Origin of the sequence: Pseudomonas sp. O230 (assembly GCF_045447035.1) — a bacterium.
Classification (GTDB): Bacteria; Pseudomonadota; Gammaproteobacteria; order Pseudomonadales; family Pseudomonadaceae; genus Aquipseudomonas.
On the sequence record NZ_JBJGXN010000003.1, the window covers coordinates 75,032 to 100,593 of the forward strand.

At 59.4% G+C, this 25,562-nt stretch carries 16 protein-coding genes and 2 pseudogenes; 11 read left to right on the top strand and 7 right to left on the bottom strand.

Features of this window, described 5'->3' with window-relative positions; translation table 11 throughout:
* The first annotated feature begins 518 nt into the window (after positions 1-518).
* The 5 genes and pseudogenes from mgtA to ACI77H_RS06715 all read left to right on the top strand — a co-directional run bounded on the left by mgtA (position 519) and on the right by ACI77H_RS06715 (position 8,050).
* Positions 519-3,221 (top strand): magnesium-translocating P-type ATPase, encoded by a 2,703-nt coding sequence (mgtA, locus tag ACI77H_RS06695; RefSeq protein WP_407011097.1) that lies wholly within the window; start codon positions 519-521, stop codon positions 3,219-3,221.
* 55 nt (positions 3,222-3,276) lie between these two features.
* Positions 3,277-3,462 (top strand): annotated as a pseudogene (locus ACI77H_RS06700) (MgtC/SapB family protein); the annotation flags it as partial.
* 179 nt (positions 3,463-3,641) lie between these two features.
* A complete protein-coding gene (locus ACI77H_RS06705) occupies positions 3,642-4,055 on the top strand; it encodes a response regulator (RefSeq protein WP_407011099.1) in 414 nt (137 codons plus the stop codon).
* A 110-nt stretch (positions 4,056-4,165) separates the two neighbouring features.
* Entirely contained in the window at positions 4,166-4,792 is a 627-nt protein-coding gene (locus ACI77H_RS06710) for a response regulator (protein WP_407011100.1), read from the top strand.
* Complete coding sequence (locus ACI77H_RS06715) at positions 4,793-8,050, top strand: transporter substrate-binding domain-containing protein (protein ID WP_407011101.1); 3,258 nt, start codon at positions 4,793-4,795, stop codon at positions 8,048-8,050.
* A 3-nt stretch (positions 8,051-8,053) separates the two neighbouring features.
* Here ACI77H_RS06715 and dkgB read toward each other — a convergent pair whose 3' ends face one another.
* Both dkgB and ACI77H_RS06725 read right to left on the bottom strand, forming a co-directional pair.
* The gene (gene dkgB / locus ACI77H_RS06720) at positions 8,054-8,857 is read right to left on the bottom strand and encodes a 2,5-didehydrogluconate reductase DkgB (RefSeq protein ID WP_407011103.1); all 804 of its coding nucleotides are present in this window, start codon (positions 8,855-8,857) and stop codon (positions 8,054-8,056) included.
* Positions 8,858-9,059: 202 nt separating this feature from the next.
* Complete coding sequence (locus tag ACI77H_RS06725) at positions 9,060-9,968, bottom strand: LysR substrate-binding domain-containing protein (RefSeq protein ID WP_407011104.1); 909 nt, start codon at positions 9,966-9,968, stop codon at positions 9,060-9,062.
* Positions 9,969-10,073: 105 nt separating this feature from the next.
* Here ACI77H_RS06725 and ACI77H_RS06730 point away from each other — a divergent pair, with 105 nt between their 5' ends.
* The 3 genes from ACI77H_RS06730 to ACI77H_RS06740 all read left to right on the top strand — a co-directional run bounded on the left by ACI77H_RS06730 (position 10,074) and on the right by ACI77H_RS06740 (position 13,290).
* Positions 10,074-10,940: a pirin family protein gene (locus ACI77H_RS06730; RefSeq protein WP_407011106.1), complete on the top strand. Its 867-nt coding sequence runs from the start codon at positions 10,074-10,076 to the stop codon at positions 10,938-10,940.
* Positions 10,941-11,066: 126 nt separating this feature from the next.
* Positions 11,067-11,693 carry an isochorismate family cysteine hydrolase YcaC gene (ycaC, locus tag ACI77H_RS06735; protein ID WP_123357471.1) on the top strand — a complete coding sequence of 209 codons (627 nt, stop codon included), beginning with the start codon at positions 11,067-11,069 and terminating at the stop codon, positions 11,691-11,693.
* A gap of 154 nt (positions 11,694-11,847) precedes the next feature.
* Positions 11,848-13,290, top strand: a complete 1,443-nt coding sequence (locus tag ACI77H_RS06740; RefSeq protein ID WP_407011108.1) for a mechanosensitive ion channel domain-containing protein — start codon at positions 11,848-11,850, stop codon at positions 13,288-13,290.
* A 169-nt stretch (positions 13,291-13,459) separates the two neighbouring features.
* Here ACI77H_RS06740 and ACI77H_RS06745 read toward each other — a convergent pair.
* Positions 13,460-15,052: pseudogene (locus tag ACI77H_RS06745) on the bottom strand (TonB-dependent receptor); the annotation flags it as partial.
* Positions 15,053-15,280: 228 nt separating this feature from the next.
* Here ACI77H_RS06745 and ACI77H_RS06750 point away from each other — a divergent pair.
* Both ACI77H_RS06750 and ACI77H_RS06755 read left to right on the top strand, forming a co-directional pair.
* Entirely contained in the window at positions 15,281-15,721 is a 441-nt protein-coding gene (locus ACI77H_RS06750) for a carboxymuconolactone decarboxylase family protein (RefSeq protein ID WP_407011110.1), read from the top strand.
* Between the two features lie 220 nt (positions 15,722-15,941).
* Positions 15,942-18,527 (top strand): putative mucin/carbohydrate-binding domain-containing protein, encoded by a 2,586-nt coding sequence (locus tag ACI77H_RS06755; RefSeq protein WP_407011111.1) that lies wholly within the window; start codon positions 15,942-15,944, stop codon positions 18,525-18,527.
* A 33-nt stretch (positions 18,528-18,560) separates the two neighbouring features.
* On the opposite strand, the gene ACI77H_RS06760 is transcribed toward ACI77H_RS06755, so the two are convergent.
* From ACI77H_RS06760 to ACI77H_RS06770, 3 genes are all read right to left on the bottom strand, one after another.
* Positions 18,561-20,153 (bottom strand): DHA2 family efflux MFS transporter permease subunit, encoded by a 1,593-nt coding sequence (locus tag ACI77H_RS06760; protein WP_407011112.1) that lies wholly within the window; start codon positions 20,151-20,153, stop codon positions 18,561-18,563.
* Positions 20,150-21,271 carry an HlyD family secretion protein gene (locus tag ACI77H_RS06765; protein WP_407011113.1) on the bottom strand — a complete coding sequence of 374 codons (1,122 nt, stop codon included), beginning with the start codon at positions 21,269-21,271 and terminating at the stop codon, positions 20,150-20,152. Before ACI77H_RS06765 ends, ACI77H_RS06760 begins: the two co-directional genes overlap by 4 nt.
* A 98-nt stretch (positions 21,272-21,369) precedes the next feature.
* On the bottom strand, positions 21,370-22,134 hold the full coding sequence (locus ACI77H_RS06770) for an AraC family transcriptional regulator (RefSeq protein ID WP_407011114.1): 765 nt from the start codon (positions 22,132-22,134) through the stop codon (positions 21,370-21,372).
* Positions 22,135-22,233: 99 nt separating this feature from the next.
* On the opposite strand from ACI77H_RS06770, the gene ACI77H_RS06775 reads away from it, so the two are divergent.
* Positions 22,234-23,382 carry a multidrug effflux MFS transporter gene (locus tag ACI77H_RS06775; protein WP_407011115.1) on the top strand — a complete coding sequence of 383 codons (1,149 nt, stop codon included), beginning with the start codon at positions 22,234-22,236 and terminating at the stop codon, positions 23,380-23,382.
* Between the two features lie 111 nt (positions 23,383-23,493).
* On the opposite strand, the gene paaZ is transcribed toward ACI77H_RS06775, so the two are convergent.
* Positions 23,494-25,548: a phenylacetic acid degradation bifunctional protein PaaZ gene (paaZ, locus tag ACI77H_RS06780; RefSeq protein WP_407011117.1), complete on the bottom strand. Its 2,055-nt coding sequence runs from the start codon at positions 25,546-25,548 to the stop codon at positions 23,494-23,496.
* Between the last annotated feature and the right edge of the window lie 14 nt (positions 25,549-25,562).

The window sequence follows — 25,562 nt, forward strand, 5'->3', positions numbered from 1 at the left end:
TTCTCGGCAACTTTGAGGCCGTCATCGCGGGCAAGCCCGCTCCCACAGTGATCTCCGTCTTACACAAAATCTGTGTTCACTGACGATCCCTGTGGGAGCGGGCTTGCCCGCGATGGGGCCCGAAATAACACCGAAAATTTTCAAAGCTGAACCCTTCCTGAAGAACCCCGCAATTCCCCCGCAACACACCTTTGCTTCGTTTACTCTCCAGAAATCGGGGCGTAAGCTTCGCGCGTTTTCATCAATAGCGGAGACCCACAGTGGGTACTTGTTCGAGTGACAGTAGTCGGCCGGTTCCAATAACCGGCACATCCTCGGCAAGATAACGCGCACATTTTTTGTGCCGTTGTCTCGCCGAAAAAGCGAGCAGCGGCATCCCGATTGCGGCCAGTCCTGGTCCGTGTCCCGACGTCCTCTCATCGACGCTGAACCGTGCGTGATGTTCGACTTGTTGTCGTCATCGCGGCGCACCGACACGCCTGCTGGAAGGTTTCCCGGCTGACCCTGGGGGAACTGCCATGAACCTGAACCTGCTCAAGGAATTCTTCGCCGGATTCCTGCGCACCCGCCACATCGCCCGACACTTCCGCCGCCTGGCGCTGCTGGAAACCTTCACCGACACCACGGTCAGCCGTGAGGTGCCGCCGACCCTGGCTCAAACTCTGGTGAGCGCCGCCAACAGCGACACCGGCCAATTGCTGAACAACCTCAATAGCCACACCGACGGCCTGAGCGAAGACGAGGCCGATGCACTGCGCGTGCAATTCGGCCTCAACGAAGTCGAGCACGAACAACCGCTGCCGTGGTGGATTCACCTGTGGCACTGCTACAAAAACCCGTTCAACCTGCTGCTGACATTGCTCGCGGTCATCTCCTGGCTGACCGAAGACATGAAAGCCGCCATCGTGATTTTCTCGATGGTGGTGCTCTCGACCTTGTTGCGCTTCTGGCAGGAAACCAAATCCAACCAGGCCGCCGACGCGCTCCAGGCAATGGTCAGCAACACCGCCACGGTCATGCGTCGCGATGCCCTGCGCAGCGAAGTGCCGATCAAACAGCTGGTGCCGGGTGACCTGGTCGTGCTCTCGGCCGGCGACATGATTCCCGCCGATTGCCGGGTGCTCAGTGCCAAGGATTTGTTCGTCAGCCAGGCGGCGATGACCGGCGAATCGATGCCGGTGGAAAAATTCCGCCATCAGCAGGACAGCGACACCCGCAATCCGCTGGACCTCGACAACCTCCTGTTCATGGGCACCAACGTGGTGTCCGGCACGGCGATTGCGGTGATTCTGACCACCGGCAACAGCACCTATTTCGGTGCGCTGGCCCAGCGGGTCGGCGCCACCGACCGCGCGCCGACGTCGTTCCAGACCGGGGTCAACAAAGTCAGCTGGCTGCTGATCCGCTTCATGTTTGTCATGGCGCCGCTGGTGCTGTTTATCAACGGTTTCACCAAAGGCGACTGGACCGAAGCGCTGCTGTTCGCGCTGTCGATTGCCGTGGGCCTGACCCCGGAAATGCTGCCGATGATCGTTACCTCGACCCTGGCCAAAGGTGCGGTGTTCCTGTCGCGCAAAAAAGTCATCGTCAAACGCCTCGACGCGATCCAGAACTTCGGCGCCATGGACGTGCTCTGCACCGACAAAACCGGCACCCTGACCCAGGACAAAATCTTTCTGGCGCGTAACGTCGACGTCTGGGGCAACGACGCCGACGACGTGCTGGAAATGGCCTACCTCAACAGCTACTACCAGACCGGCCTGAAAAACCTGCTGGACGTGGCGGTGCTTGAACACGTCGAGGTCCACCGTGAACTGAAAGTCGGCACGGCGTTTCGCAAGGTCGATGAGATCCCGTTCGACTTCACCCGGCGGCGCATGTCGGTGGTGGTCGCCGAGCGTGGTCAACCGCATCTGTTGATCTGCAAAGGTGCGGTGGAGGAGGTGCTGGCGGTGTGCACACGGGTGCGTCACGGCGAACGCGATGACGCACTGAGCGATGAACTGCTGGTGCGGATTCGTCAGGTCACCGCTTCGTTCAACGCCGAGGGGCTGCGGGTGGTGGCGGTCGCGGCGCGGCCAATGATTGAGGGGCGCGACACTTACAGCCTGGCGGATGAACAGGCACTGACGCTGATCGGTTACGTGGCGTTTCTCGATCCGCCAAAGGAAAGCACCGCACCGGCCTTGCGCGCGTTGGCCGCGCATGGCGTGGCAGTGAAAGTGCTGACCGGCGACAACGAACTGGTGACCGCGAAGATCTGCCGCGAAGTCGGTCTGGAGCAGCAAGGCCTGTTGATGGGCAACGACATCGAGCGCATGACGGACGCTGAGCTGGCCGTGGCGGTGGAGACCACCAACGTCTTCGCCAAACTGACGCCGTCGCACAAGGAACGCATCGTCCGTCTGCTCAAGGGCAACGGCCATGTGGTCGGGTTCATGGGCGATGGCATCAATGACGCGCCGGCGCTGCGCACTGCCGACATCGGTATTTCGGTGGACAGTGCCGTGGACATCGCCAAGGAAGCGGCGGACATCATCCTGCTGGAGAAAAGCCTGATGGTGCTGGAGGAGGGCGTGCTTGAAGGGCGGCGGACCTTCGCCAACATGCTCAAGTACATCAAAATGACCGCGAGCTCGAACTTCGGCAACGTGTTCTCGGTGCTGGTGGCCAGCGCGTTCATCCCGTTCCTGCCGATGCTGCCGATGCACCTGCTGGTGCAGAACCTGCTCTACGACATTTCGCAGATCGCCATCCCGTTCGATAACGTCGATGAGGAAATGCTCAAGCAACCGCAGCGCTGGCAACCGGCGGATGTCGGGCGCTTCATGCTGTTTTTCGGCCCGATCAGTTCGATCTTCGACATCAGTACGTTTGCCTTGATGTGGTACGTCTTCGACGCCAATACCCCGGACCACCAGACCCTGTTCCAGTCCGGCTGGTTCGTGGTCGGGTTGCTGACACAGACGCTGATCGTGCACATGATCCGCACGCCGAAGATCCCGTTCCTGCAAAGCCGCGCAGCCATGCCGCTGCTGGTGATGACCGGGATCATCATGGCCGTGGGCATTTTCCTGCCGATGGGGCCTTTGGCGCACTACTTCAAATTGCAGGCACTGCCGTCGCTGTACTTCGTGTTTTTGCCGGTGATTCTGCTGGCGTACATGGCGCTGACCCAGGCGGTGAAGGGGTTCTACATCCGCCGGTTCGGCTGGCAGTAATGCTGCCGGGTGCAGGAGCGAGCTTGCTCGCGATAGCGATCTGACATTCACGCGGATTGAGCGCAGCAATTACCCGGCGAGCGATGTGGACGTGTACGCATTCGGCGCGGATGAAATCGAAGTGGAGGCGACCCTCGCGACGACGTCCGTGGACGGCGACGAACTGAACGCGCTGGTGACCCGGATATCGGCATCGACATGGGTGGTGCAGGCGTTCTGGAGCCCGAGCACCACAGAATAATCGGTGTCGAGAATCAAGGATCGCAGCCTGCGAAGTACGCGCCTGCTGCGAGCTTTTGCCTTTGCTTTCCCCTCTGCGCCCGATGTGCACCCCGGTTTTTAGGAATAGTCCTACAGAAAGCTCGGCGGGTCTTCCGTAGCCTTGCAGCCTCAAATCTGAAACCCTCCTGGGGGCCCCGGTTGTCGAACAAAGCGTTACGTATCCTGATTGCCGACGAGCAGCATTTTCAGCGGATGAGAATCGAGCGCCTATTCAACCGGCTCGATTATTACCGCGTGGCCCCCGTGCAAAACCTTGCGGAACTGCTGACCCTGTTCGACTACGGCGGCGTGCCTTTCGACCTGGTGGTCATCAATGCGTCGCTGGCGGACGGCACATTGAACCTGCGCGATTTTCTCCTTGATCAACCGCAGGTTCACCATGCCTTGATCTATGACTGGCAACCGGCCGAATGGCCGCCGATCCTGGCCGGCGAGCAGCAGAAGGTTCAGGTGAGCGATGCGGCGTTGCCCGATCTACCGTGCATTCAACGACAGATGGCGAAGGTTGATCCTCAGCTACCGTTCGTCGGCACTGTCATTTCTGTCAGGTAGGCGGGCGCGTGTTTCCATGCAAGAGTATTCGCGCAGCTGCTGCGTCTAACCGGGGTTCGGCCCACGGATATTCAGTGTCCGATTGTCGTGTATTTGCACAGGGAGTTGCCATGAAGTCGGCGCTGATAGCGGACGACCATCCGGTGGTTTGCGCTGCCGTCACCCTCCTGCTCAAACAGGAAGGGTTTGAACAGATTTACAAGGTGGCCAGCGGCAACGAAGTGTTGTCGATGATTCGTGAGCATCAACCGGATCTGGTGGTGCTGGATCTGGGCTTGCCGGGCCTCGACGGGCTGGATGTACTGAACCGGATCAAGTCCAGTGGTGTGCGCTGCCGGATCTTGGTCTTCACTTCACAAGAACCGCGGTTTTATCAGGACCGTTGCATGCGTGCCGGCGCTGCCGCGTATGTCTCCAAAACCAACGACCTGCAACATTTGCACAAGGCCGTGCAAGCGGTAATGGCCGGTTATCTTTATTTTGTCGAGTTGCCGACGAGTTCGGTATCGCTGAACTCGTTGCAGCGCAGCGAAAAGGAGATGATCGAGAAACTCTCCAACCGTGAACTGACCATCTTGCGCTACGTGGCCCAGGGTATGAAAAACATGGATATCGCGGTAATCACCAACCTGAGCCACAAAACCGTCAGCACCTACAAAACCCGTTTGACTGAAAAACTCAATGTGGAATCCAAGGTTCACCTGAGGGATTTTGCCAAGCGCAATGATCTGATCTGAATGAGTGTTCTCCAACGATTTCGCCCTCTGGTCCACCTGGTATTGCTGGGGGGGCTCTGGATCTCCAGCGTCTGCGCGCAGCCGCAGCCGCAGCCGCAGCCGCAGCCGCAGCCACAAACACTCACGCTGCTGGGGCGCTCCAGCGTGGATGGTTATGACGTCAAACTGTCGGATGCCGATTCGCGCCTGCTGCGCCAGAAGGGCCGGCTGGTGCTGGCCGTCTCGGCACCGGATTATCCGCCCTTCGACATCACCACCACCGGCACCGACTACGAAGGGTTGACGGCTGACTATGCCGGGCTGCTCAAACAGCTGTTACACGTGGAGATCGATGTTCACCGTTACGCATCGCGGGGCGAGGCGGTGCGGGCGATCAAGGACGGCGCGGCTGATCTGCTGGGAACGGCCAACCGCTATGAGGTCGAGGACCCGCAGTTGCGGATGTCCAGAGCCTATGCCGATGATCAACCGGTTCTGGTCACGCGTACCGATTCATCGCCTCTGGACCCGGACCTGGCCGACAGGCGACTGGCGATGCTGTACCACTATCTACCCGAGCAGCAGGTACAAGCTTTTTATCCCAAGGCGAATGTCCAACTGTTCCCTTCGACGCTGGGCGCGGTGGGGGCCGTTGCGTTTGGTCAGTCGGACGCGTACTTGGGGGACGCCATCAGCGTCAATCACCTGATCAGCAAAAACTACCTCAACAACGTTCAGCTGGCTGATTTTTCGCGTATGGAGTCCGGTCGTTTCGCGTTTGCGATGAGCCTCGCCAACCTCCAGTTGCAACGCATCGTCAACCGGGCGCTGGCGGCGATCCCGACCAATGAACGAATGAATATCCTGCGGCGCTGGGGAGGCAGCGGGGCTTCCATTGCAGGCACTCAAGCCCTGCAGTTCAGTGTCGCCGAGCAACGCTGGCTCAATGACCATCCGCGTGTGCGAGTGGCGATCAACAAAAACCTCATGCCGATTTCCTTTGTCGACAGTGGGGGCAATTATCGAGGCATCAGCATCGATGTGCTTGCGAAAATCAGTTTGCGTACAGGCCTGAAATTTGACATTCAGCCTACCCGGTCAGTGGCTGAATTGCTCGAGTGGGTCAGGAGTGGTCAGGTTGACGTGGTCGCCGGGATCAGCCCCAGCATCGAGCGCGAAACAGAATTGCGTTTCACCCGTCCCTTTTTGACCAGCCCGAATGTGTTGGTGACTCGCATTGCGCCGGACAGCCCCAGGACCCTTGATGAAATGGCCGGCAAGACCCTGGCACTCACCCAAGGCAACAGTGCCGGCGAATTCATTCGCCAGCATTTCCCACAGGTCAAACTGGTCAATGCACCGCTGACAGCGGACGGGATGGAAATGGTCGCCGCTGGCAAGGCGGATGGCGCTATCAACTCTTTGATCGGTGCCCGCATTATGATTTCCCGGCAGTACCACGACCGGCTGCAAGTGACCAGCACCGTCGGCACCGATCCTGCCCGCAGTACCCTGGCGACCAGTCGCGAGGCCGTTGAGCTGCACTCGATTCTGGACAAGGCGCTGCTCAGTATCGCTCCCGAGGAAATCGATGCGTTGACCCTCTATTGGCGCAATGACCTGATGGTCGAGCAAAGTTTTTGGCTGCGGCATCGTCAGGACATTTACCAGGCCTTTATTGTAGCTGGCGCCTTGTTGCTGCTGGCGCTGGCCTGGATCGCCTGGCAGCGCCGGCAAATCCGCCTGCGTCAGCAATTGCTCAGTCAACTGCAGGACGCCAAAGACGCCGCGGATGAGGCGAACCGCGCCAAGACCACATTTCTGGCGACCATGAGCCATGAGATCCGCACGCCGATGAATGCGCTGCTGGGCATGCTCGAATTGGCGCTGAAGCGAGCGGAAGAAGGCGTCATCGACCGGCCGGCGATCGAGGTAGCGGCCAATGCCGGGCAACAATTGCTGGCGTTGATTGGCGACATTCTGGACATCGCCCGCATCGAGTCCGGGCATTTGTCCCTGGCACCGGAGCGGGCCAATCTGCGCACGTTGGTCGAATCGGTGTGCCGGGTGTTTGAAGGCCTGGCCCGGCAGAAGAACCTGGAGTGGCGCGTCGAACTGGGCGAGCACAGCGATGCCGACGTGTTGATCGACCCCACACGCTTCAAGCAGGTGCTGTCCAATCTGCTGAGTAATGCGATCAAATTCACCCATGAAGGTGAAGTGCGTCTGACGCTGCGGGTCGAGCCCGGTGTGACCGGGCAATTGGCGGTCGCCGTGCGCATTGAAGACACGGGCATCGGTATCAGCGCGATTGACCGGCAACGACTGTTCAGCCCGTTTGTGCAGGCGGAAAACAGCCGGCAATCAAGCCGGAACGGCTCAGGGCTGGGGCTGGTGATCAGCCGCACGCTGTGCGAAATGATGGGCGGTCAATTGCAGCTCGACAGCGTGTTGGGGAGGGGCACGCGGATTGAGGTCAGTCTGGATCTGCCCGCGTTGCAACCGTTGCCGTCCAGCGAGTTGCCTGAACGTGAGGCGCAGACCCGGTCGCTGACGATTCTGGTGGTCGATGATTACCCAGCCAATCGATTGCTGCTCTCACGGCAGTTGAGCTACCTGGGCCACTGCGTGATGGACGCTGAAGATGGACAGCAAGGTCTTGAGCGATGGCGTGAGCATGAATTTGATGTGCTGATTACCGACTGCAACATGCCGGTGCTCAGCGGGTATGAATTGGCCGGGGCCATCCGCGATGAAGAGCGGGCTCAGGGATTGCAACCGATCCTGATTCTTGGGTTTACCGCCAATGCGCAGCCCGAGGAGAAGACCCGTTGCCTGGAAGCGGGCATGGACGACTGCCTGTTCAAACCGATCCGGCTGGCGGATCTGGGCGCCTGGTTGGCGTCCAGATTTGCCGATGAAGCGGTGCCGACCCTCGAAACACCCTCAACCGCTGACATCGACTTGAGCGGTCTGGAGCGGTACATCGGCGAGGACAACGAGCTGATCAATCAACTGTTGAGTGACCTGGCCGCGACCAATCGCACGGATCGGGAGGCGTTGCTCAAGGCCCATGCGAGCGGCGAACAGCACGTCCTGTGCACGCTGGCGCACCGCATCAAGGGCGGGGCGCTGATGGTGCGGGCGGTCAGTCTGATCGAATGCTGCGAGAACCTTGAGCGTGCCTGCGGCGATGGCCGCACAGGGCTGATCGACGAAGCCGTCGATCGGTTGCTGCAGGCCATGACGCGCCTGGACCAACACCTGGCGCAGGCCTGACGCTTAATCCCAGTTAGGTGCGATGCCTTTGGGGCTGGTCAGCCGGTGGCCGCGCTCAAGGCCGGCGATCAGCGCCATGTCGGCATCGCTCAGGGTCAACGCGCAGGTCTTCAGGTTGTTTTCCAGGTTGGCGCGTTTGGTGGACGACGGGATCACCGCGTAACCCAGTTGCATGGCCCAGGCCAGGGTGACTTGCGCAGGGGTTGCTTGCAGGCGATTGGCGATTTGCTGGATGACCGGGTCTTTCAGGACTTCGCCGTACGCCAGGGTCATGTAGGAGGTGATCCGGATGCCCTGGCGTTGCGCGAACTCGACGACTTTGCGGTTTTGCAGGTACGGATGCAGTTCAATCTGGTTGGTGGCGATGTGTTCGGCACCGACGGCGGCGATGGCCTGTTTCATCAAGTCGACGGTGAAGTTGGAGACGCCGATTTGCCGGGTCAATCCGAGTTTTTTGGCTTCGAGCAACGCACCCATGAATTCTTCGACTGGCACCTGGTCTTGCGGCGATGGCCAGTGAATCAGCGTCAGGTCGAGGTAGTCGGTCTGCAGTTTTTGCAGGCTCTCTTTGAGGCTGTCGATCAACCGATCCTGGGCGAAGTTGGCGACCCAGATCTTGCTGGTGATGAACAAGTCTTCACGGGCAATGCCGCTGGCCGCGATGGCCTCGCCGACCTCGGCTTCGTTCTCGTAGATTTGCGCGGTATCGATGGCGCGGTAGCCCAGTTCCAGGCCAGTGCTCACCGAATCAATGACCACCTGGCCTTGCAAGCGAAACGTACCAAGACCGAATGCGGGAATAGACATCAATGACTCCAGGGGGGGCGGTGGGAATGGGCAGGAGTATCCGCGCCCGCATCCTTGAGAAAAACCGCTGGTGGGGCAAAGCAATGTTTACCGCGAGTCATGAATAGGGGCGGTCTGGGGATTCGGGGGGGCAGGGTTTGGTCTCATCTTCGGCAAGCCGGTCTCGCTCCCACAGGGGATTTGGGGTGTACACAAATCCTGCTCAAGCAATATCGGCGTAGCTGAATTCTTCCCCGAGAAAGTCGATCAACGTCCGCACCGACGGCAGCAACCCTCGGCGCGAAGGGAAGATCGCATGGACGATCCCGCACTTGGGCGCCCAACCCGGCACCAGCTCGACAAGGCGTCCGGCGGCAATATCTTCGCGCACTACCACACTGGGCAGGTGCGCGACGCCAATCCCCGCGAGCACCGCGTGCCGCAAGGCCAGCAAGTCATCGGTAACCATGCGCGGCGCGTGCCGAATCAGCGCACTGGCGCCGTTGGCACCGAACAATTCCCACTGATACTCACGCTGTGCCGCGCCCCAGTGCACGCTGGGCAATCCGCTGAGATCGGCCGGGGACGCGGGCGACGACAGCCGCTCGGCAAACGTCGGGCTGCCCACCAGGCATTGGGTGCTGTTGCCCAGCACCTTCATCACCATGTCGGTGTTTTCCAGCGGCGGAAAGCGCACGCGCAGGGCGATGTCGAAACCCTCATGGATCAGGTCGACCCGGCGGTTGGTGCTCTCGATGAACAGCTCAACCAACGGGTATTTGAGCATGTAGCGGGTCAGCATCGGCCCGACCCAGGAGTTGAGCAACGCGGTCGGGCAACTGATGCGCACCAGGCCCTGGGGTTCGGAGCGATTGCGTTCGATCAGTTCGGCGGCGCTTTCTGCTTCCACGCGCATGGCCAGGCAGCGCTGGTAGTAGGCCTGGCCGATTTCGGTCAGCGAACAGTGTCGGCTGGTGCGGTGCAGCAAACGTACGCCGAGGCGTTCTTCGAGCTCGGCGATGCGGCGGCTGAGCTTCGATTTGGGCATGTCCAGCGCCCGTCCGGCGGGGGCGAAACCACCGTGTTCCACCACTTGGGTGAAGTAGTAGAGGGTGTTGAGGTCTTCCACCATCGTTCTCCGTATAGAACGCTAAGGCTGATTTTTGCAGTCTAGCGCACCAAAGGCTGCGGTTTTAAGCTTTGTTCATCGCGTCAAACCACAGATTTCGGAGGCAGCATGAAAAACATCATCGGCATTTACACCAGCCCACGGACCCATTGGGTCGGCGACGGTTTTCCGGTTCGCACGCTGTTTTCCTACGACAACCTGGGCAAACACATCAGCCCGTTTTTGTTGCTCGATCACGCCGGCCCTGCTGAATTCACCCCGACCACCGAGCGTCGTGGCGTTGGTCAGCATCCGCACCGTGGTTTCGAAACCGTGACTATCGTTTACAAGGGCGAACTGGAGCACCGCGACTCCACCGGCAGCGGCGGCAAGATCGGCCCTGGCGACGTGCAATGGATGACCGCCGCCTCGGGAATTATCCACGAAGAGTTCCATTCCGAAGGCTTCGCCAAAACCGGCGGCACCCTGGAAATGGTGCAGCTGTGGGTCAACCTGCCCGCCAAAGACAAAATGGCCGATGCCGGTTACCAGACGATTCTCGATGGCGACATTCCGCGCATCCCGCTCAAGGACAAGGCCGGCAGCCTGCGCCTGATCGCTGGCGAATTTGACGGCCACACCGGCCCGGCGCGGACGTTTACCCCGGTCGATGTCTGGGATTTGCGCCTCAACGGCGGCAAGTTGCTGACCCTCGATCTGCATGAAGGTCGCAACACCGCACTGGTGGTGCTGCGTGGCACGGTTCAGGTCAACGGTCTGGAACTGGTGCGCGAAGGGCAATTGGCGTTGTTCGAACGCAATGGCGACCAGATCAGTCTGCAAGCCAATAACGACGCTGTGGTGTTGCTGCTCAGCGGCGAGCCGATCGACGAACCCATCGTCGGCCACGGTCCGTTCGTGATGAACAGCGAGCAGGAAATCCACCAGGCCTTTGCCGACTTCCAGTCGGGCCGGTTCGGGCGGATGAGCGGTTGATACACGGATATACGGTTGCACCGCGCCAGGCTTGACTGACTACGCTTGTCTGGCCGCGTCTGAACGATCAATCAAAAAACCTGTTCGCCGAATGATTCGGCATCGATTAAAAGCGAGGATGACCCCATGACTACTTCTTACAAACGTCTCGACAAGGATAACGCCGCCGTTCTGTTGGTGGATCACCAGGCGGGCCTGCTTTCTCTGGTGCGCGACATCGACCCCGACCGTTTCAAAAACAACGTGCTGGCCCTGGCCGACCTGGCCAAGTACTTCAAACTGCCGACCATCCTCACTACCAGTTTCGAAACCGGCCCCAACGGCCCGCTGATGCCCGAGCTCAAAGCGCTGTTTCCGGATGCGCCGTACATTGCCCGTCCGGGCCAGATCAACGCCTGGGACAACGAAGATTTCGTCAAGGCGATCAAGGCTACCGGCAAGAAACAACTGATCATCGCCGGCGTGGTGACCGAGGTGTGCGTGGCATTCCCGGCGCTGTCGGCCCTGGCGGAAGGTTTTGAAGTGTTCGTGGTGACCGACGCTTCCGGCACGTTCAACGAGCTGACCCGCCAATCGGCCTGGGACCGCATGTCGTCCTCCGGCGCACAACTGATGACCTGGTTCGGCCTGGCCTGTGAGCTGCACCGCGACTGGCGCAACGACGTGGAAGGCCTGGCGACCCTGTTCTCCAACCACATCCCGGACTACCGCAACCTGATGACCAGCTACAACACGCTGACCAATAGCAAATAACATCACACGTTCTCTATAGGAGCCCGGCTTGCCGGCGATGGCGATCTCGAAACCGCCATCGCCGGCAAGCCGCTCTCCTACAGTGTTTTGTGTTGTTCTGAAGGCATCAATTGCTCCTACACTGTGCCCATCCGTACATGGCTGGAGTCGCTCGATGCTGTCACTGCTTACCAATCATCCGCTGGTCTGTGCCCTGATCCTGATCCTCATCGATCTGGGGCTGTGGCGCTTGATCAGTGCCAATGGCAGCAACTGGAAGCTGGTGGTGCGGCTGCTGATTTTCTCGTTGTTCAGCGTCCTGTTGTTCAACGAAGGCCTGAACCCGCTGGAGCCCGCGCCTTGGGCGGACAACGTGCCGTTGCACCTGGCGGCGACCGGTTTGCAGATTGGTTGGTGGCTGTTCGGCGCGCGCACCCTGACGGTGTTGATCGGCGCGGTGATGATGCAGCGGGTCGGGCACACCGGGCGTTTGCTCCAGGATTTGCTCGGTGCGGTGATATTCCTGATCGCGATCATCGCGGCCCTGGCGTATGTGCTCGACCTGCCGGTTAAAGGCGTGCTGGCGACGTCCGGCGCGTTGGCGATCATCGTCGGCCTGGCGCTGCAAAGCACCCTCAGCGACGTGTTCTCGGGGATCGTCCTCAACACCACCAAACCCTATCAACTGGATGACTGGATCTCCATCGACGGCACCGAAGGTCGGGTCACTGACATCGATTGGCGCGCCACGCGCCTGCAAACGTCCCAGGGCAGCATGGCGGTGATCCCCAACTCGCTGGCGGCCAAGGCCAAGATCATCAACTTCAGCCGGCCGAGTGACATTTTCGGTGTGTCGATCAGCCTGCAACTCAGCCCGCATGCACGGCCACAAACGGTGATCGATGCGCTGGAGCGGGCGATGGAGGGGTGCCGATATCTGTTGAGCAAACCGGCGCCGTGCGTTGCCCTCAAAGGCTCGAGCGCCACCGGTGTGGAATACGAAATCAGTGGTTTCGTGGTCTCGATGGACCAGAAGCGCATGGTGCGCAATCTGCTGTTCGATCTGGCCTTCCGGCATTTGCAGGCGTCCGGCGTGAGCCTGTTGTCCAGCGTCGAATCGAATGCACCGGCGGGCCTGTCACGGCCACGGGCGTTGCTGGAAAGCTCGGCCATTTTCTCGACGTTGCGTCAGGACGAGAAAGAAACCTTCGCACAACACATGACCCTGCAAACCTTCCGCCCCGGCGAGGTGATCCTGCCAGCGGGGGAGGTCAGCGATCATCTGTTCATCATCGAATCCGGCGTGGTCTCGGTGACGCTGAGTCGCGCCGGGGTCAAGTTCGAATCCGGGCGCATGGGGCCGGGCGAAGTGATCGGCGAGGGCGGGATCTTGTCGGACACCGCGCTGCCGGCGGACTTCAGTGCCAAGACCGCTTGCAGCCTGTACCGGATCGAGAAGGACTACCTCAAACCGTGTCTGGATGCGCGGCATGACATCGGCGAAGCGATGAAGGCATTGCTCGATTTCCGTTTGCACAAGGCGCAGACGTTGACCGAGGAAGCACCGAAGGTGGTGGCGAAGAAAGGGTTTTTGCAGTGGTTGCGCAGTCGGGCGTAGCGATCCGTGTTGGATGGCCGCTGCGCGGATCGCTGGCAAACCCGCTCCCACAATGGATCGGTGTCGAACGCAAATGTCCGGTTCACTGAAGATCAACTGTGGGAGCGGGCTTGCCCGCGATGGCGGCTGCAGGCTCACCGCCAGATTCAGATCAGACATCCAAAGTCGCCGGCACATCCCAATCAGCACCGACGTTGAGCTGAAAGCGTGGCACGCCGACGGCGCGGTTGCCGTCGTTGACGCCATTGGTGCTGCCTTCGATTTCGGTCTTCATCAGCGTCGCGCCGCTGAGCAGGCGCAGGCGCAGGCGCAGGCCATCGAGCGGTTCGCCGTAGACGTTGAGTTCCACACCTTTGTTTTGCTGCTGGCCATCGACCCGAAAGAGGCCGTTCTGGGTGTAGCTCGACGGCTGTTCGATGCGGTACACACCGAGGCTCGCACCGTAGCTGTCCATGTCCAGGCACACGCCGGCTTCGATTTGTTTGCTGCGCACCGGGGCGAAGGTTTCGTCGCGGTTGAGTGCACGGGTCGGCGGAGTCGGCCCCTTGGCCAGGCCTTCGATGCGGTTGGCATACAACGAAACGTGTTCCCACGGCTTGATCACCAGGCCGTAGACCGGCGTGGTGATCGACTCTTCATAGCTAGAAGTGCGCGCGCCGGTGGTGGTGTTCCAGCCATCGACGTTCAGGGTCTGACGGCGTACGCCGAGGGTGAGCAAGACGCGATCATCGATGAACCCCAGGGTGTCGGACACCGCCGCGCTGCGCAGAGTGTTCTTGCCGACGATGCGCGGATCATGAAGGTCGCTGCCGTAAGAAGTGGCCCGTGGGCGCGGTTTATCGGTGACGTCATAGAGGTTGGTGCTGTAGCGCCCGGCGGTGGCAATGGTTTCAAATGCCGAGCGCTGCTGCCCCCGGATACCCGCCAGGCCCAGGTTCAATTGATGGCTGATCGGGCCGCTGTTGAAGTGACCATTGAGGCCGGCCATCAGGCTTTGATTGTCTTCGTCGTGGCGCGGGTAGAGCATGCCGCCCCGGGCGTTGCCGTTGAGGTCGGTGACGGTCAGCGACGAATACACGCCGTTTTCCCGGGTGTGTTTGGCGCCGCCGGAGATGTAGGCGGTCCAGCTGTCGCTGAGGTCATATTCGGCGCGGGCCATGCCGAAGGTGTCTTCCAGCTGCGAATAGCTCCAGCTCTGCGCGTAACCGGCGTTGGCGTCCGGCACCTTGGGCACTTTCTGCAACGCCGAGTCCACGTAGACCACCGAGCGGCCCTGGTTGATCACCTGTTTCTGGTAACCCAGGTCCGTCGACACGCGCAGGCGATCGCCGCGATAGTCCAGGCCGACGCTGATCAGCGACGAACGCTGGTCTTCATCGTCGTCGACGGCGGTGGAGCCTTCGCGTTGCATCAGATTGACCCGCGCACCGAAGCGGTTGTCTTCGCCAAAGCGCTGACCCAGGTCGAGATGCCCGCCGACCCGGCCATCGGCGCCGTAATCGAGGGTAACGCTGCGGGTCGGCACATCGTTGGCGCGTTTGGGTTACAGGTTGACGCCACCGCCAATTCCGCTGCCGCTGGGCGTAACACCATTCACAAAAGCATTCGGGCCTTTGAACAACTCGACCCGTTCCAGCGCTTCGGTAGCGATGATCTGCCGGGGCAAAACGCCGTACAGGCCGTTATAGGAAATGTCATCGGAGGCCAGCGGCAAACCGCGGATCATGAGCACTTGGGAGAAGTTGCCGAACCCTGCGGACCGAGCGCTGGCAATCAGCCCGGCAGACTATTTTTCGCACTCTGTAGGAGCCGGCTTGCAGGCGATAGCGTCACCTCGCTCATCAATTTGCTTCGAGTTGCGCGCATCGCCAGCAAGCCGGCTCCTACAAGGGGGGGCAGTGGCCTCCTCGACTTCGGCAATATTGGCTATTTAAGCGGATGGCGCGCGGGATTAACTTAGCTCCACCCCCACTTGCTCCTGGAGCCTGCAATGAAACCTCGTACCGATTTCTACACCGCGTCCCCTGATGCGCTCAAAGCCATGATCGCCCTGGAAACCGCGGTTTCAAAGCTGCCGCTGGAAAAGACCCTGATCGAACTGGTCAAGCTGCGCGCCTCGCAAATCAACGGCTGCGCCTTCTGCATCGACATGCACACCGCCGATGCGATCAAGGGCGGTGAAACCCCGCGTCGCCTGTTCGCCGTGACGGCATGGCGCGAGGCGCCGTTCTTCTCCGACCGCGAGCGCGCGGCGTTGCTCTGGACCGAATCCCTGACCCAACTGAGCCTGACCCACGCCCCGGACGAAGACTACGAAGTGGTCGCTGCGCAGTTCAGCCCCAAGGAAATGGTCGACCTGACCGTGGCGATTTCCACCATCAATAGCTGGAATCGCCTGGCTGTCGGTTTCCGCAAGACGCCTCAAGCCTGATGTTTTAGCTGAATATGCCGCGGCCGGTGGTTATTCCTTGCGCATCAAGGTCCCACTTGCCGTGGTCAGGGTGTCGCTACAATTTGCTTTTCTGGTTAATTAGTTGGCCGGCTTATGTGGAAAAGCTCTAGTCAGCTGTTACTTGTGACAGTTACTTAGGCTTGTCTGACAGCTTTAGTATTCCTTCGACGTCCATTACCGCTCTGTCGAAGGAATGATCATGACCAACGCAGATTTCAAATCTCGTCTCTATGAGATTTGCAGCCTTGAAAGACCTGACTGGTTGCTTGGCTCAGGTTTAAGTAAAGGTATCTATCACGATCGAACCCCCTTGATGACAATCGTTCTGGCAGGGGTGAAGATGCGATTTCGGCAAACATTCCCGGCGTCAACCAGTGGCGTAACATTAAATTTATTGAACGATGACTCGAAAACTGAAGCTCATCACGAGGTAACTACCGAGTGGGCAGAAGTTTATGTAAGTCACGTATCTGTCCCGTTTTTTTCTACTCCCTATACCGAAAAAGCAGGTGAAATCGTCAATATTGAAGTGGAGGTGCTCGGTGATTTAACGTGCCTTCCTTTTTACAATGTGGCGTATGACGCAGATCTTTTTTTTCAGGATTGGGATTCCCGAGACGCCGAATACGCAGTGGTTGAGTCTGCTTATGCGAAGATTCTGATTCCTGCTAAAGATAAAAACACCTTGAAAGCATTGCATCAGGCAACCGGGTTGAAAAGTCTGGTCGATTACTATGACGGTATTTTCGAGTACTTCAATTACCTGGCGGGTCTCTCATTCAATCCGGTCGCGCTTACCGACAAAAACATACCTAATCGTTTTTTTATGAAGGCCGATAAGTCAGGGCGTGGTGCGGCCTATTATGGACACGCATGGACTGCTGAGTCCTCGGATTCCGTTGCAAATTTTTGGCTGAATATCAAGGGATCCAATTGGGGGAGTATTCATGAAATAGGTCATGGGTACGAGGGGATGTTCGCGAATTATAGTACCGTCTATCTCCGGGAAGTATGGAATAATGTTCTGGCTGCACACTATCAGAAAAAGGTGTTGGGGGAGGATTACTATAAAGTTGGATGGTTATACGCCAGCGGTGAGGAACGTCTTTACGGGTTACTCAGGGATCACTTTGATTCGGGTACGGTTGGCGGGGATTTGAGTGCGATTTTATTTTTCTTGTTGTTGATATTCGATCGTACTGGCGAGCAAGGTATTATCGGGTTTTACCAGCGCTATCGTCGTTTGAGTAACGCCGTTGGGTTTAACGCAGAGAATTACCCTGCGATGGATTTATTGAGTGCGGTCGCCATCGATGTGGCCAATGTCAATATTTCCGAGTTCATGTCATTTGCAAAAGTGTCACTGACTCCGCGACAGATGATTGAGAATACATATAGTAACGCCATACCCTTTTACCCTCTTTATCGACTTGTTCAGCAACATCAGCTCAAACCTGTCCAGGCGCAGCTGGGGCTGAGAAGTCCTCTGGACCTGGTCAGCTGTAAGCAGCTCAGCGTTACCGGGTTGACAGCTGACATGTCATTTGTTTTTGATCCTGATGTTTATAATAAACTGAGTGGTAAGTCGTTTTTATTGAGGGATGGGCAGGGGGCGGCGAGGGTTGTAAAAATAGAGAACGCAACAGTTTTCGTAGAAAAGTTGCCGGTGGGGCTTTATGTCTTGCAATTGCCGTCTGTTGAAGAAGGCGAATATCAGTCCGTTAGCGCTTATGTGGCGGTAACACAAACGGCTGGTGAATTTAACTGTGTCTACACAAAATTTTATGCAAGTGGTTTGGCGGATCAAACTATATCTTTGGGAGGCTTGGCTGGCGTTTTTTGTAATATTGTCATAAATGTTTCGACTGGATGCCTTTTGATGGATGTTGTTTACCCAAGTCCACACGTCTATTTCAAGGAAAATGTGTATGCCCGAGTCATAGTAAAGGATGAGCAGGGGAATGTGGTTTTTTCTCGTGAGATGCAGGGCGAGCACACCGAATTGTTCTCTGAGGAAGTTCCGATTGCAGCGGGGTTTGTTGTCGAATTATTTCATAAGGAATCCAGTCGTATATCCGTGTCTAATAGTTCGGCGTCGGCGGTGATTGAAAACATTGAAGACAATGCATTGAAGATAACTGATCAAGGGCTGGTGAATATCAATTATGGTACCGATGCGAGCGAAAACTTAAGGCTTGAAATTGATAAGAATTCGGCGATTTTTGAACGGCTTCCCCATCTTGCTCTGCACGATGGGCATCCGCTTAAACAGAACTTCCGTCGAGCGTTCAACACATTTGCGGAGCCGATTAAAAGTCAGCTGCTGGAGCGCTATCGCACGCTTGAATTCAACCCTGCGCCGGTCAATCAAATAATTTACGGTACTCGCTTTACATGGCGCCTTGGGGGCCTTGGTACGCAGAGTGTAGCTGACATGGAAATGAATGCCTGGGCGGGGAAAGTTCGTCTGGTTGTACATGCTGTTCGCCCTCATGCGTATTTCAATTCTGTGTATATATCGATCCTGTTGAAATCGCCTGAGGGAGAAATCATTCATTTTCATGAACTACGCGGAGACGTGCCGGCCGAAGCCTTCGACGTGGAGTTACCTTTTGTGCCCGGAAGTAAGTTGACGGTTATGCATAGGGAGCCCGGACGCAGCCGAATTGTAAATGATCATAATCAGGAGGTGACTCCGACGGCAAAGGTCCAGCATGTTCATGTTAGCGGGTCGGATGTTCTCAGTCTGTCCAGCTACTGGCCTGCGATGGCAGACGAGTCCTGATAAAGCGTTCCTGACAGATGTAACCCACACGGCTTAATGACCATCCGCACTCGGCGCGGCCGGTGGTTGCACCTTGCGCATCAAGGGCACCATCGCCGTGGCGATGATGAAGCAGACCATGATCATCAGAAACGCGTCGCCGTAGGTTTGCGTTTGCGCTTCGCGGTAGGTCAGCAGCCATAACTGGTGCAGGCTGGCGGTGACACCCACGTCACCGCTTTGGCCGAGCGTGGCAAAGTTGTTGCCGACCTGGGACAGCCACTGATTCAGCGCTTCGTTGGTGCTGTTGAGGTTTTCCGCCAACCGGGTGAAGTGCAGGTTGGTCCGGTCATTGAGGATGGTCGCGCAAGCCGCGATGCCAATGGCGCCGCCAAGGTTGCGCATCAGATTGAACAGTCCGGAAGCATGTTTGAGGCGCGCTGGCGCCAGACCGCCGAGGGTCAGGGTGACCGCAGGCGGCACCGCCAATTGCTGGGCAATCCCGCGCAGTGCTTGCGGCAGCATCAACTCCTTGCCTCCCCAGTCATGGGTGATCGGGCTGAAATCCCACATCGACAATGCGAACAATCCGAGGCCGGTCATCATGATCCAGCGCAGATCGATGCGGTTGGCCAGAAAGGCGTACAGCGGAATCGCCATGATCTGGAACACCCCGGTGGAGAAAACCGCCAGACCAATGTCCAGCGCACCGTAGCCACGCACCCGGCCGAGAAACAACGGCGTCAGGTAAATCGTGGCGAACAGGCCGATGCCGGTGACGAACGAGAAGAAGCAGCCGAGGGCGAAGTTGCGGTCTTTGAGGGCGCGCAAATCGACGATCGGGTTGGCCACGTGCAAGGTTCGACCAATGAACGCCAGGCCGGCCAGGCCGCTGATCCATGCGGTGGTCAGAATCGTGCGGTCACTGAACCAGTTCCAGCGCGGGCCTTCTTCGAGGGTGTATTCCAGGCAGCCGAGAAACAGGGCGAGGAACAGCATGCTCAAATAGTCGGCGCCCTTGAGCAGCGACAGTTCCGGCTGATCGATCTTCACCAGCATCGGCACCGCCACCGCAACGAAAATTCCCGGCACCAGGTTGATATAGAACAGCCAATGCCAAGAGGAAATATCGGTGATGAACCCACCGATGACCGGCCCCAACGTCGGCGCCAATGACGCCACCGCACCGATGGTCGCAGCGGCGATTACCCGTTGTTTGCCGGTGAAGAAAAAGAACGCGGTGGTGAACACCAGCGGGATCATCGAACCGCCAAGAAACCCTTGCAGGGCGCGGAAGGCGATCATGCTCTGGATGTTCCAGGCCGCGCCGCAGAGCAGGCTGGCCAGGGTAAAACCCACCGCCGACGCGCAGAACAGCCAGCGGGTCGAGAACACGCGGGACAGCCAGCCGGACAACGGAATCACGATGATTTCGGCGATCAGGTAACTGGTCTGCACCCACGCCGTTTCGTCCGTGCCTGCCGACAGCCCGCCGCCGATATCGCGCAGCGAGGCCGAAACGATCTGGATATCCAGCAGGGCAATGAACATGCCGATGCACATGCTGGCGAAGGCGAACACCTTGGTCGCCGTCGCCATGTTCGCGGCGTTGAACGGCTGTGCGGGGACGGCGAGGGCGCGGCTCATGGTGAGCTGGCCAAGGCAGGCGTTTCAGGCGCCTTGCGCGTATCGACTTCAGCGGTCACCGACAAACCTGGACGCAGATGCCCGAGTACGCCGTCGGCGGGATCGAGCACGATCCGCACCGGCACTCGCTGCACGATTTTAGTGAAGTTGCCGGTGGCATTTTCCGGTGGCAACACGCTGAATTGCGAACCGCTGGCCGGTGCGAGGCTGTCCAGATGACCGTGGAATACCTGCCCTGAGAGCACGTCGGCGCGAATGATCACCCGTTGGCCCGGTGTCATGTGCGCCAGTTGATCTTCCTTGAAGTTGGCATCGACCCACAGCCCGCGGGCCGGCACCACCGACAACTGTTGCGAACCGGCCTGCGCATAAGCACCGGCCCGCGCCCGGCGATTGCCGATCACGCCATCCATCGGCGCGCGCAACTCGGTGTATCCGACGTTCAATTGCGCCAGGTCTCGTTCGGCCCGGGCTTGCATCAGCGCGGCGCGTGCCTGCTGTTTCTGGGTGTCGATCACGTCCAATTGGCGTTGCGTGGCGAGCAGTTCAGCCTGGGCCCGTGCACTCAATGCCTGGGCGGTCTTGAAAGTCGCGTCGGCCCGTTGCGCACTTTCCACGGAGACGGCGTTGCTGCCGACCAGGCGTTTGTAGCGTGCATTGTCATCCCGCGAACGGGCCGTTTCAGCGCCGGTGGCGTCGATCCCGGCGCGGGCCTGACCGATCACTGCGTGCTGCAGTTGTTCGGTGGCGTCGAGATTGGCCAGCAAGGCTTCTTGCGCCGCCACCGCGCCTTCGGCCTTGGCCAGGTTGGCGCGGTAGTCACGGGAATCGAGGCGGATCAGCACATCGCCGGCCTTCACTTTCTGGTTGTCGGTCACCAGCACCTCTTCGATGTAACCCGCGACCTTCGGCCCGATCACGGTCACGTCGCCGCCAATGTAAGCGTCGTCGGTTTCTTCGATGAAGCGCCCGGCGGTCCACCAGTGAGCGGTGTAAAGGCCCGCAAATAACAGGGCAGCGATGGCCAGCGTCAGCAGAATCAGGCGCTTTAGCAGGGGAGGCTTGGGCGTGCTCACCGCAACAGCGACGTCGGGTTCAAGGCTGGGCATGCTGGTCATGGAGGGGATACCTGTGCGGGTCGGCTATTAATTACGTGCGTAATATGACGCATGTAATATTTGCTCGCAATTGATTTCTGATGCCGATCGTCAGGTGCTTATTTACGCCAGTGGCCAGGGGTGCTGCCGGTCATGTCCTTGAAGAAGGCAATAAACGCACTGTCGCTGGCAAAACCTAGCGCGAAGGCGGTGTAACTGATGTTTCTGCCGGTCGTGAGCAGTTCGATGGCCCGCATCAACCGCCACTGTTGGCGCCATTGCTGATAGCTCATGCCGGTTTCACGCTGGAAGATTCGCCCGATGGTGCGGCCACTGGCACCGATCCGGGCTTCCAGTACCTGAAGTTCGGGCGGTAGTTGATCGAGCGTTGCGAGCAGCGGCGCCAGGCGCTTGTCCCAAGGTAACGGCAGCAGCATTGGCTGCTGCGCGGCGTCGCGGATTTCGCTGAGGCACAGGCCCAGTAAATGAACGCATTTGCCGTGCTGCCAATCGGTGTCGAAGTCCGTTTCGGCGATCGCCTCCAGCACTGCCCGCAGCAATGGGCTGACTTCAATCACACAGACGTGTTGCGGCAGGTCGGCGCACAGCGAAGGTGTCAGGTAAATCGAGCGGTAGTCGACGCTCTGTTGCATCACCGCGCGATGTGCCACACCGGGGGGAATCCACGCGGCGCGGGAGGGCGGCAGCAGGCACAGCTGCTGCGCGAGGGTAATGCGCGTGCAACCCTGCCGGGTAAACAGCAATTGCCCCCGTTGATGTTGATGCACCCCGGAGTCGTGATCGCCAAGGGTGGCGGCGATACCGATTACGCTGGCGGGATAGCTGTCGGGGTCGAATTGCGCACGTGCATCGAGCCAAGCCATGGTTTGTCCGATTTCATCGATTAGTTGTCCGGGTTTTGATAATACGTCAGTCACGGTTTCATAAGCTGCTCGCCAGTTTTCCTGGGGTGAGAAGTCGTGATGAATTACAAAAAATCATTGGTGTTGGCCATCGCGTTGCTGATGTTTGCGCAGATCGCCCAAACCCTTTACAGCCCGGCATTGGCGGACATTGGCCGGGCCTTCGCGGTTGGGCCGCAGGCAGCGGCGCAAATGCTCTCGGTGTATTTCCTGGCCTTTGCGTTTGGCGTGGTGGTGTGGGGTCGGATGTGCGACCGCATCGGCCGTCGACCGTCGATGCTCGCTGGCCTGGGGGTTTACGCCGGTGCATCGCTGCTGGCGCTGAACGTCCGCACATTCGATGCGTTGTTGATGGCGCAAGCGCTGGGCGCGTTCGGTGCGGCGGTGGGCTCGGTGGTGACGCAAACCGTGCTGCGCGACCGCTTCAAGGGCGCGGAACTGGCGCAGGTGTTTTCGCTGATGGGCATTGCGCTGGCGGCCAGTCCGGCGATTGGCTTGTTCGCCGGGGCGAGCCTGGTGGAAGGTTTCGGGTATCGAGGTGTGGTGGGCTGTCTGTTGTTTTTATCCGCGGCACTATGGTTGTGGTGCCTGCGTGCCATGCCGGAGACACGACCGCAACAGGTCGCGACACCCGCCCTGTTCCAGACGCTGTGGTGCATGTTGGGCGACCGTGACATCTGGCGCTCGACGTTGCTGGTCGCGTTGTTCAATAGCGCCTTGTTCAGCTACTACAGCCTCGGTCCTTTCGTGTTCCAGCGCTTGGGCTTGAGCGCGCAGTGGTTCGGTTACAGCGGGGTGATCCTCGCGTTGGGTTCCGGTCTGGGCGCCTGGCTCAACAAACGGCTGTTGCGTCGAGGCGTGAGAGGCTCGCAGCTGATTCAGGTGGCGGCGGCGCTGGTGTGCGTGGGGGCCAGCGGCGTATGGCTGCTGGAAGAGAGCCCCGTGTTTGTATGGCCGATGCTGCTGGTGGTGATGGCGTTCGGCATGGCAATCCCGAACATTCTAGTTTCGGCACTGTCCCGTTATGGGGACCGACTGGGCACCGCAGGCGCGCTGTTCGGTTTGTTGTATTACCTGTTGATCGGTGGCGGGCTGATGCTGGTGGCGTGGGTACAGGCGTTGGGTGAAACCCTGATGGTGTGCGGTGGGTTGGCGATGCTGTTGGCACACACCAAAAGCCGTTCGGGCATTGATCGATGCACAACGTGAAACTGGAGTTCACTGAAAACCGCTGTAGGAGCCGGCTTGCCGGCGATGCGGCCTTTGGATTTGCATCGATCCTCAGGCCGTCATCGCCGGCAAGCCCGCTACAGGGTTGCGTCAATCCTCGCGCTTAACAACCAGGGTGAGGATGTCGTAACTGGCGACCAGTTCACCCAGCTGATTGGTGACTTCCACGTCCCACGCCACCACGCCCTGCGGAATGCCCTGCGGGCTCTTTTTGCCCTGATCGATTTTGCGTTTGCAGGTCAGGCGCGCCTGGATGGTGTCGCCGATGCCCACCGGGTTGATGAAGCGCAACGTATCCAGGCCGTAGTTGGCCAGCACCGGGCCTGGCGCCGGGGAGACGAACAGACCGGCCGCTGCCGACAGCACGAAATAACCGTGGGCGATGCGTTTGCCGAACTGCGATTCCTTGGCGGCGATGTCGTCGAAGTGCATGTAAAAGTGATCGCCGGACAGGCAACCGAAATTCACCAGATCGGCCTCGGTCACCGTGCGACGGTGGGTCAGCAGCGATTCGCCAATCTGCAAGTCCTGGAAGAACCGGCGGAACGGATGCACTTCGGTTTCGATGACCTTGGCACCGCGCACGTATTCGCCAGTGACCGCAGCGAGCATGGTCGGTGAGCCTTGCACCGCGGCGCGTTGCAAATAGTGCTTCACCGCGCGCAGACCACCGAGCTCTTCACCGCCGCCGGCACGACCCGGCCCACCGTGTTTGAGTTGCGGCAGCGGCGAACCGTGGCCGGTGGATTCGGCGGCGGATTCGCGGTCCAGTACCAGCAAGCGACCGTGCCAGGCAGCGGCAACCGGAATCGCCTTGGCCGCGATCTGCGGATCTTTGGTGATCAAACTGGCCACCAGACTGCCTTTACCGCGAGCGGCCAAAACCAGTGCTTCGTCCAGATCGTCGTAAGCCATCAGCGTGCTGACCGGGCCGAACGCTTCGATGTCGTGAGCGCCGCCTTCGGCGTGCGGATCGCGGGCCTGCAACAGGGTCGGCGCGAAGAACGCACCCTGACTGACGTTTTCGCCACGCGGTTCGAAACCGTCGCGGGCACCGAACAGCATATCGCTGCTTTGCAGCAGACTTTCCAGGCGTTCGGCGACGTCTTTTTGCTGATCGTGAGAGGCCAGTGCGCCCATGCGCACGCCTTCCACCGACGGGTCGCCGACCACGACTTTTTTCAGTCGATCGCGCAGACGGCTGGCGACCGCGTCGATGTGTTTGGCCGGGACGATGGCGCGGCGGATGGCGGTGCATTTCTGCCCGGCCTTGGTGGTCATTTCCCGGGCGACTTCCTTGATGAACAGTTCGAATTCTTCATCGTCCGGGGTGACGTCCGGGGCGAGGATCGCGCAGTTCAGCGAGTCGGCTTCGGCGTTGAATGGCACCGAGTTGCGGATCAGGTTCGGATTGACCCGCAGCTTGGCGGCGGTGTCGGCCGAACCAGTAAAGGTCAACACGTCCTGGCCTTGCAGGCGGTCGAGCAGATCACCGGTGCTGCCGATGATCAATTGCAGACTGCCCGCCGGCAGCAAACCGGATTCGTCCATCAACCGCACCACGGCTTCGGTCAAGTAACTGGTGGCGCTGGCCGGCTTGACGATGCACGGCATGCCGGCGAGAAAGCTCGGCGCGAACTTTTCCAACATGCCCCAGATCGGGAAGTTGAACGCGTTGATGTGCACCGCGAGGCCGCCGCGCGGCACCAGAATGTGCGTGCCGGCGAAGGTCCCCAGTTTGCTCAGCTGCATCGCCGGGCCTTCATGGACGATGTTGCCCGATGGCAGTTCCCGCGAGCCGAGGCTGGCGTAGGTGAACAGCGTGCTGTTGCCGCCCTCGATATCGATCCAGCTGTCGGCACGGGTGGCGCCGCTGTGGTGGGAGATCGCGTAGAGCTGTTCCTTGCGTTCGCTCAGGTACAAGGCCAATGCCTTGAGACGCTGGGCGCGTTGCTGGAAATCCAGCGCCATCAACCCGCTGATGCCCTGACGACGACCGTGCTCGATGGCTTCGGCAAAGTCCGGACGCTCCTCGTGGGTGCGCGCAATCTCGTGGCCGTCGATGGCGCTGCGCAGCACCTGGGCACCGTGTTGGCCGATCCAGCGACCGGCGATGAAACTTTGCAGGGTAGGGGCGTGAGGCATCACGATTCCTCCAG

Coding starts and splice junctions, on each gene's coding strand:
- mgtA (WP_407011097.1), top strand. CDS start 519: ATGAACCTGAACCTGCTCAAGGAATTCTTCGCCGGATTCCTGCGCACC.
- ACI77H_RS06710 (WP_407011100.1), top strand. CDS start 4,166: ATGAAGTCGGCGCTGATAGCGGACGACCATCCGGTGGTTTGCGCTGCC.
- ACI77H_RS06715 (WP_407011101.1), top strand. CDS start 4,793: ATGAGTGTTCTCCAACGATTTCGCCCTCTGGTCCACCTGGTATTGCTG.
- dkgB (WP_407011103.1), bottom strand. CDS start 8,857: ATGTCTATTCCCGCATTCGGTCTTGGTACGTTTCGCTTGCAAGGCCAG.
- ACI77H_RS06725 (WP_407011104.1), bottom strand. CDS start 9,968: ATGGTGGAAGACCTCAACACCCTCTACTACTTCACCCAAGTGGTGGAA.
- ACI77H_RS06730 (WP_407011106.1), top strand. CDS start 10,074: ATGAAAAACATCATCGGCATTTACACCAGCCCACGGACCCATTGGGTC.
- ycaC (WP_123357471.1), top strand. CDS start 11,067: ATGACTACTTCTTACAAACGTCTCGACAAGGATAACGCCGCCGTTCTG.
- ACI77H_RS06740 (WP_407011108.1), top strand. CDS start 11,848: ATGCTGTCACTGCTTACCAATCATCCGCTGGTCTGTGCCCTGATCCTG.
- ACI77H_RS06750 (WP_407011110.1), top strand. CDS start 15,281: ATGAAACCTCGTACCGATTTCTACACCGCGTCCCCTGATGCGCTCAAA.
- ACI77H_RS06755 (WP_407011111.1), top strand. CDS start 15,942: ATGACCAACGCAGATTTCAAATCTCGTCTCTATGAGATTTGCAGCCTT.
- ACI77H_RS06760 (WP_407011112.1), bottom strand. CDS start 20,153: ATGAGCCGCGCCCTCGCCGTCCCCGCACAGCCGTTCAACGCCGCGAAC.
- ACI77H_RS06765 (WP_407011113.1), bottom strand. CDS start 21,271: ATGACCAGCATGCCCAGCCTTGAACCCGACGTCGCTGTTGCGGTGAGC.
- ACI77H_RS06770 (WP_407011114.1), bottom strand. CDS start 22,134: ATGGCTTGGCTCGATGCACGTGCGCAATTCGACCCCGACAGCTATCCC.
- ACI77H_RS06775 (WP_407011115.1), top strand. CDS start 22,234: ATGAATTACAAAAAATCATTGGTGTTGGCCATCGCGTTGCTGATGTTT.
- paaZ (WP_407011117.1), bottom strand. CDS start 25,548: ATGCCTCACGCCCCTACCCTGCAAAGTTTCATCGCCGGTCGCTGGATC.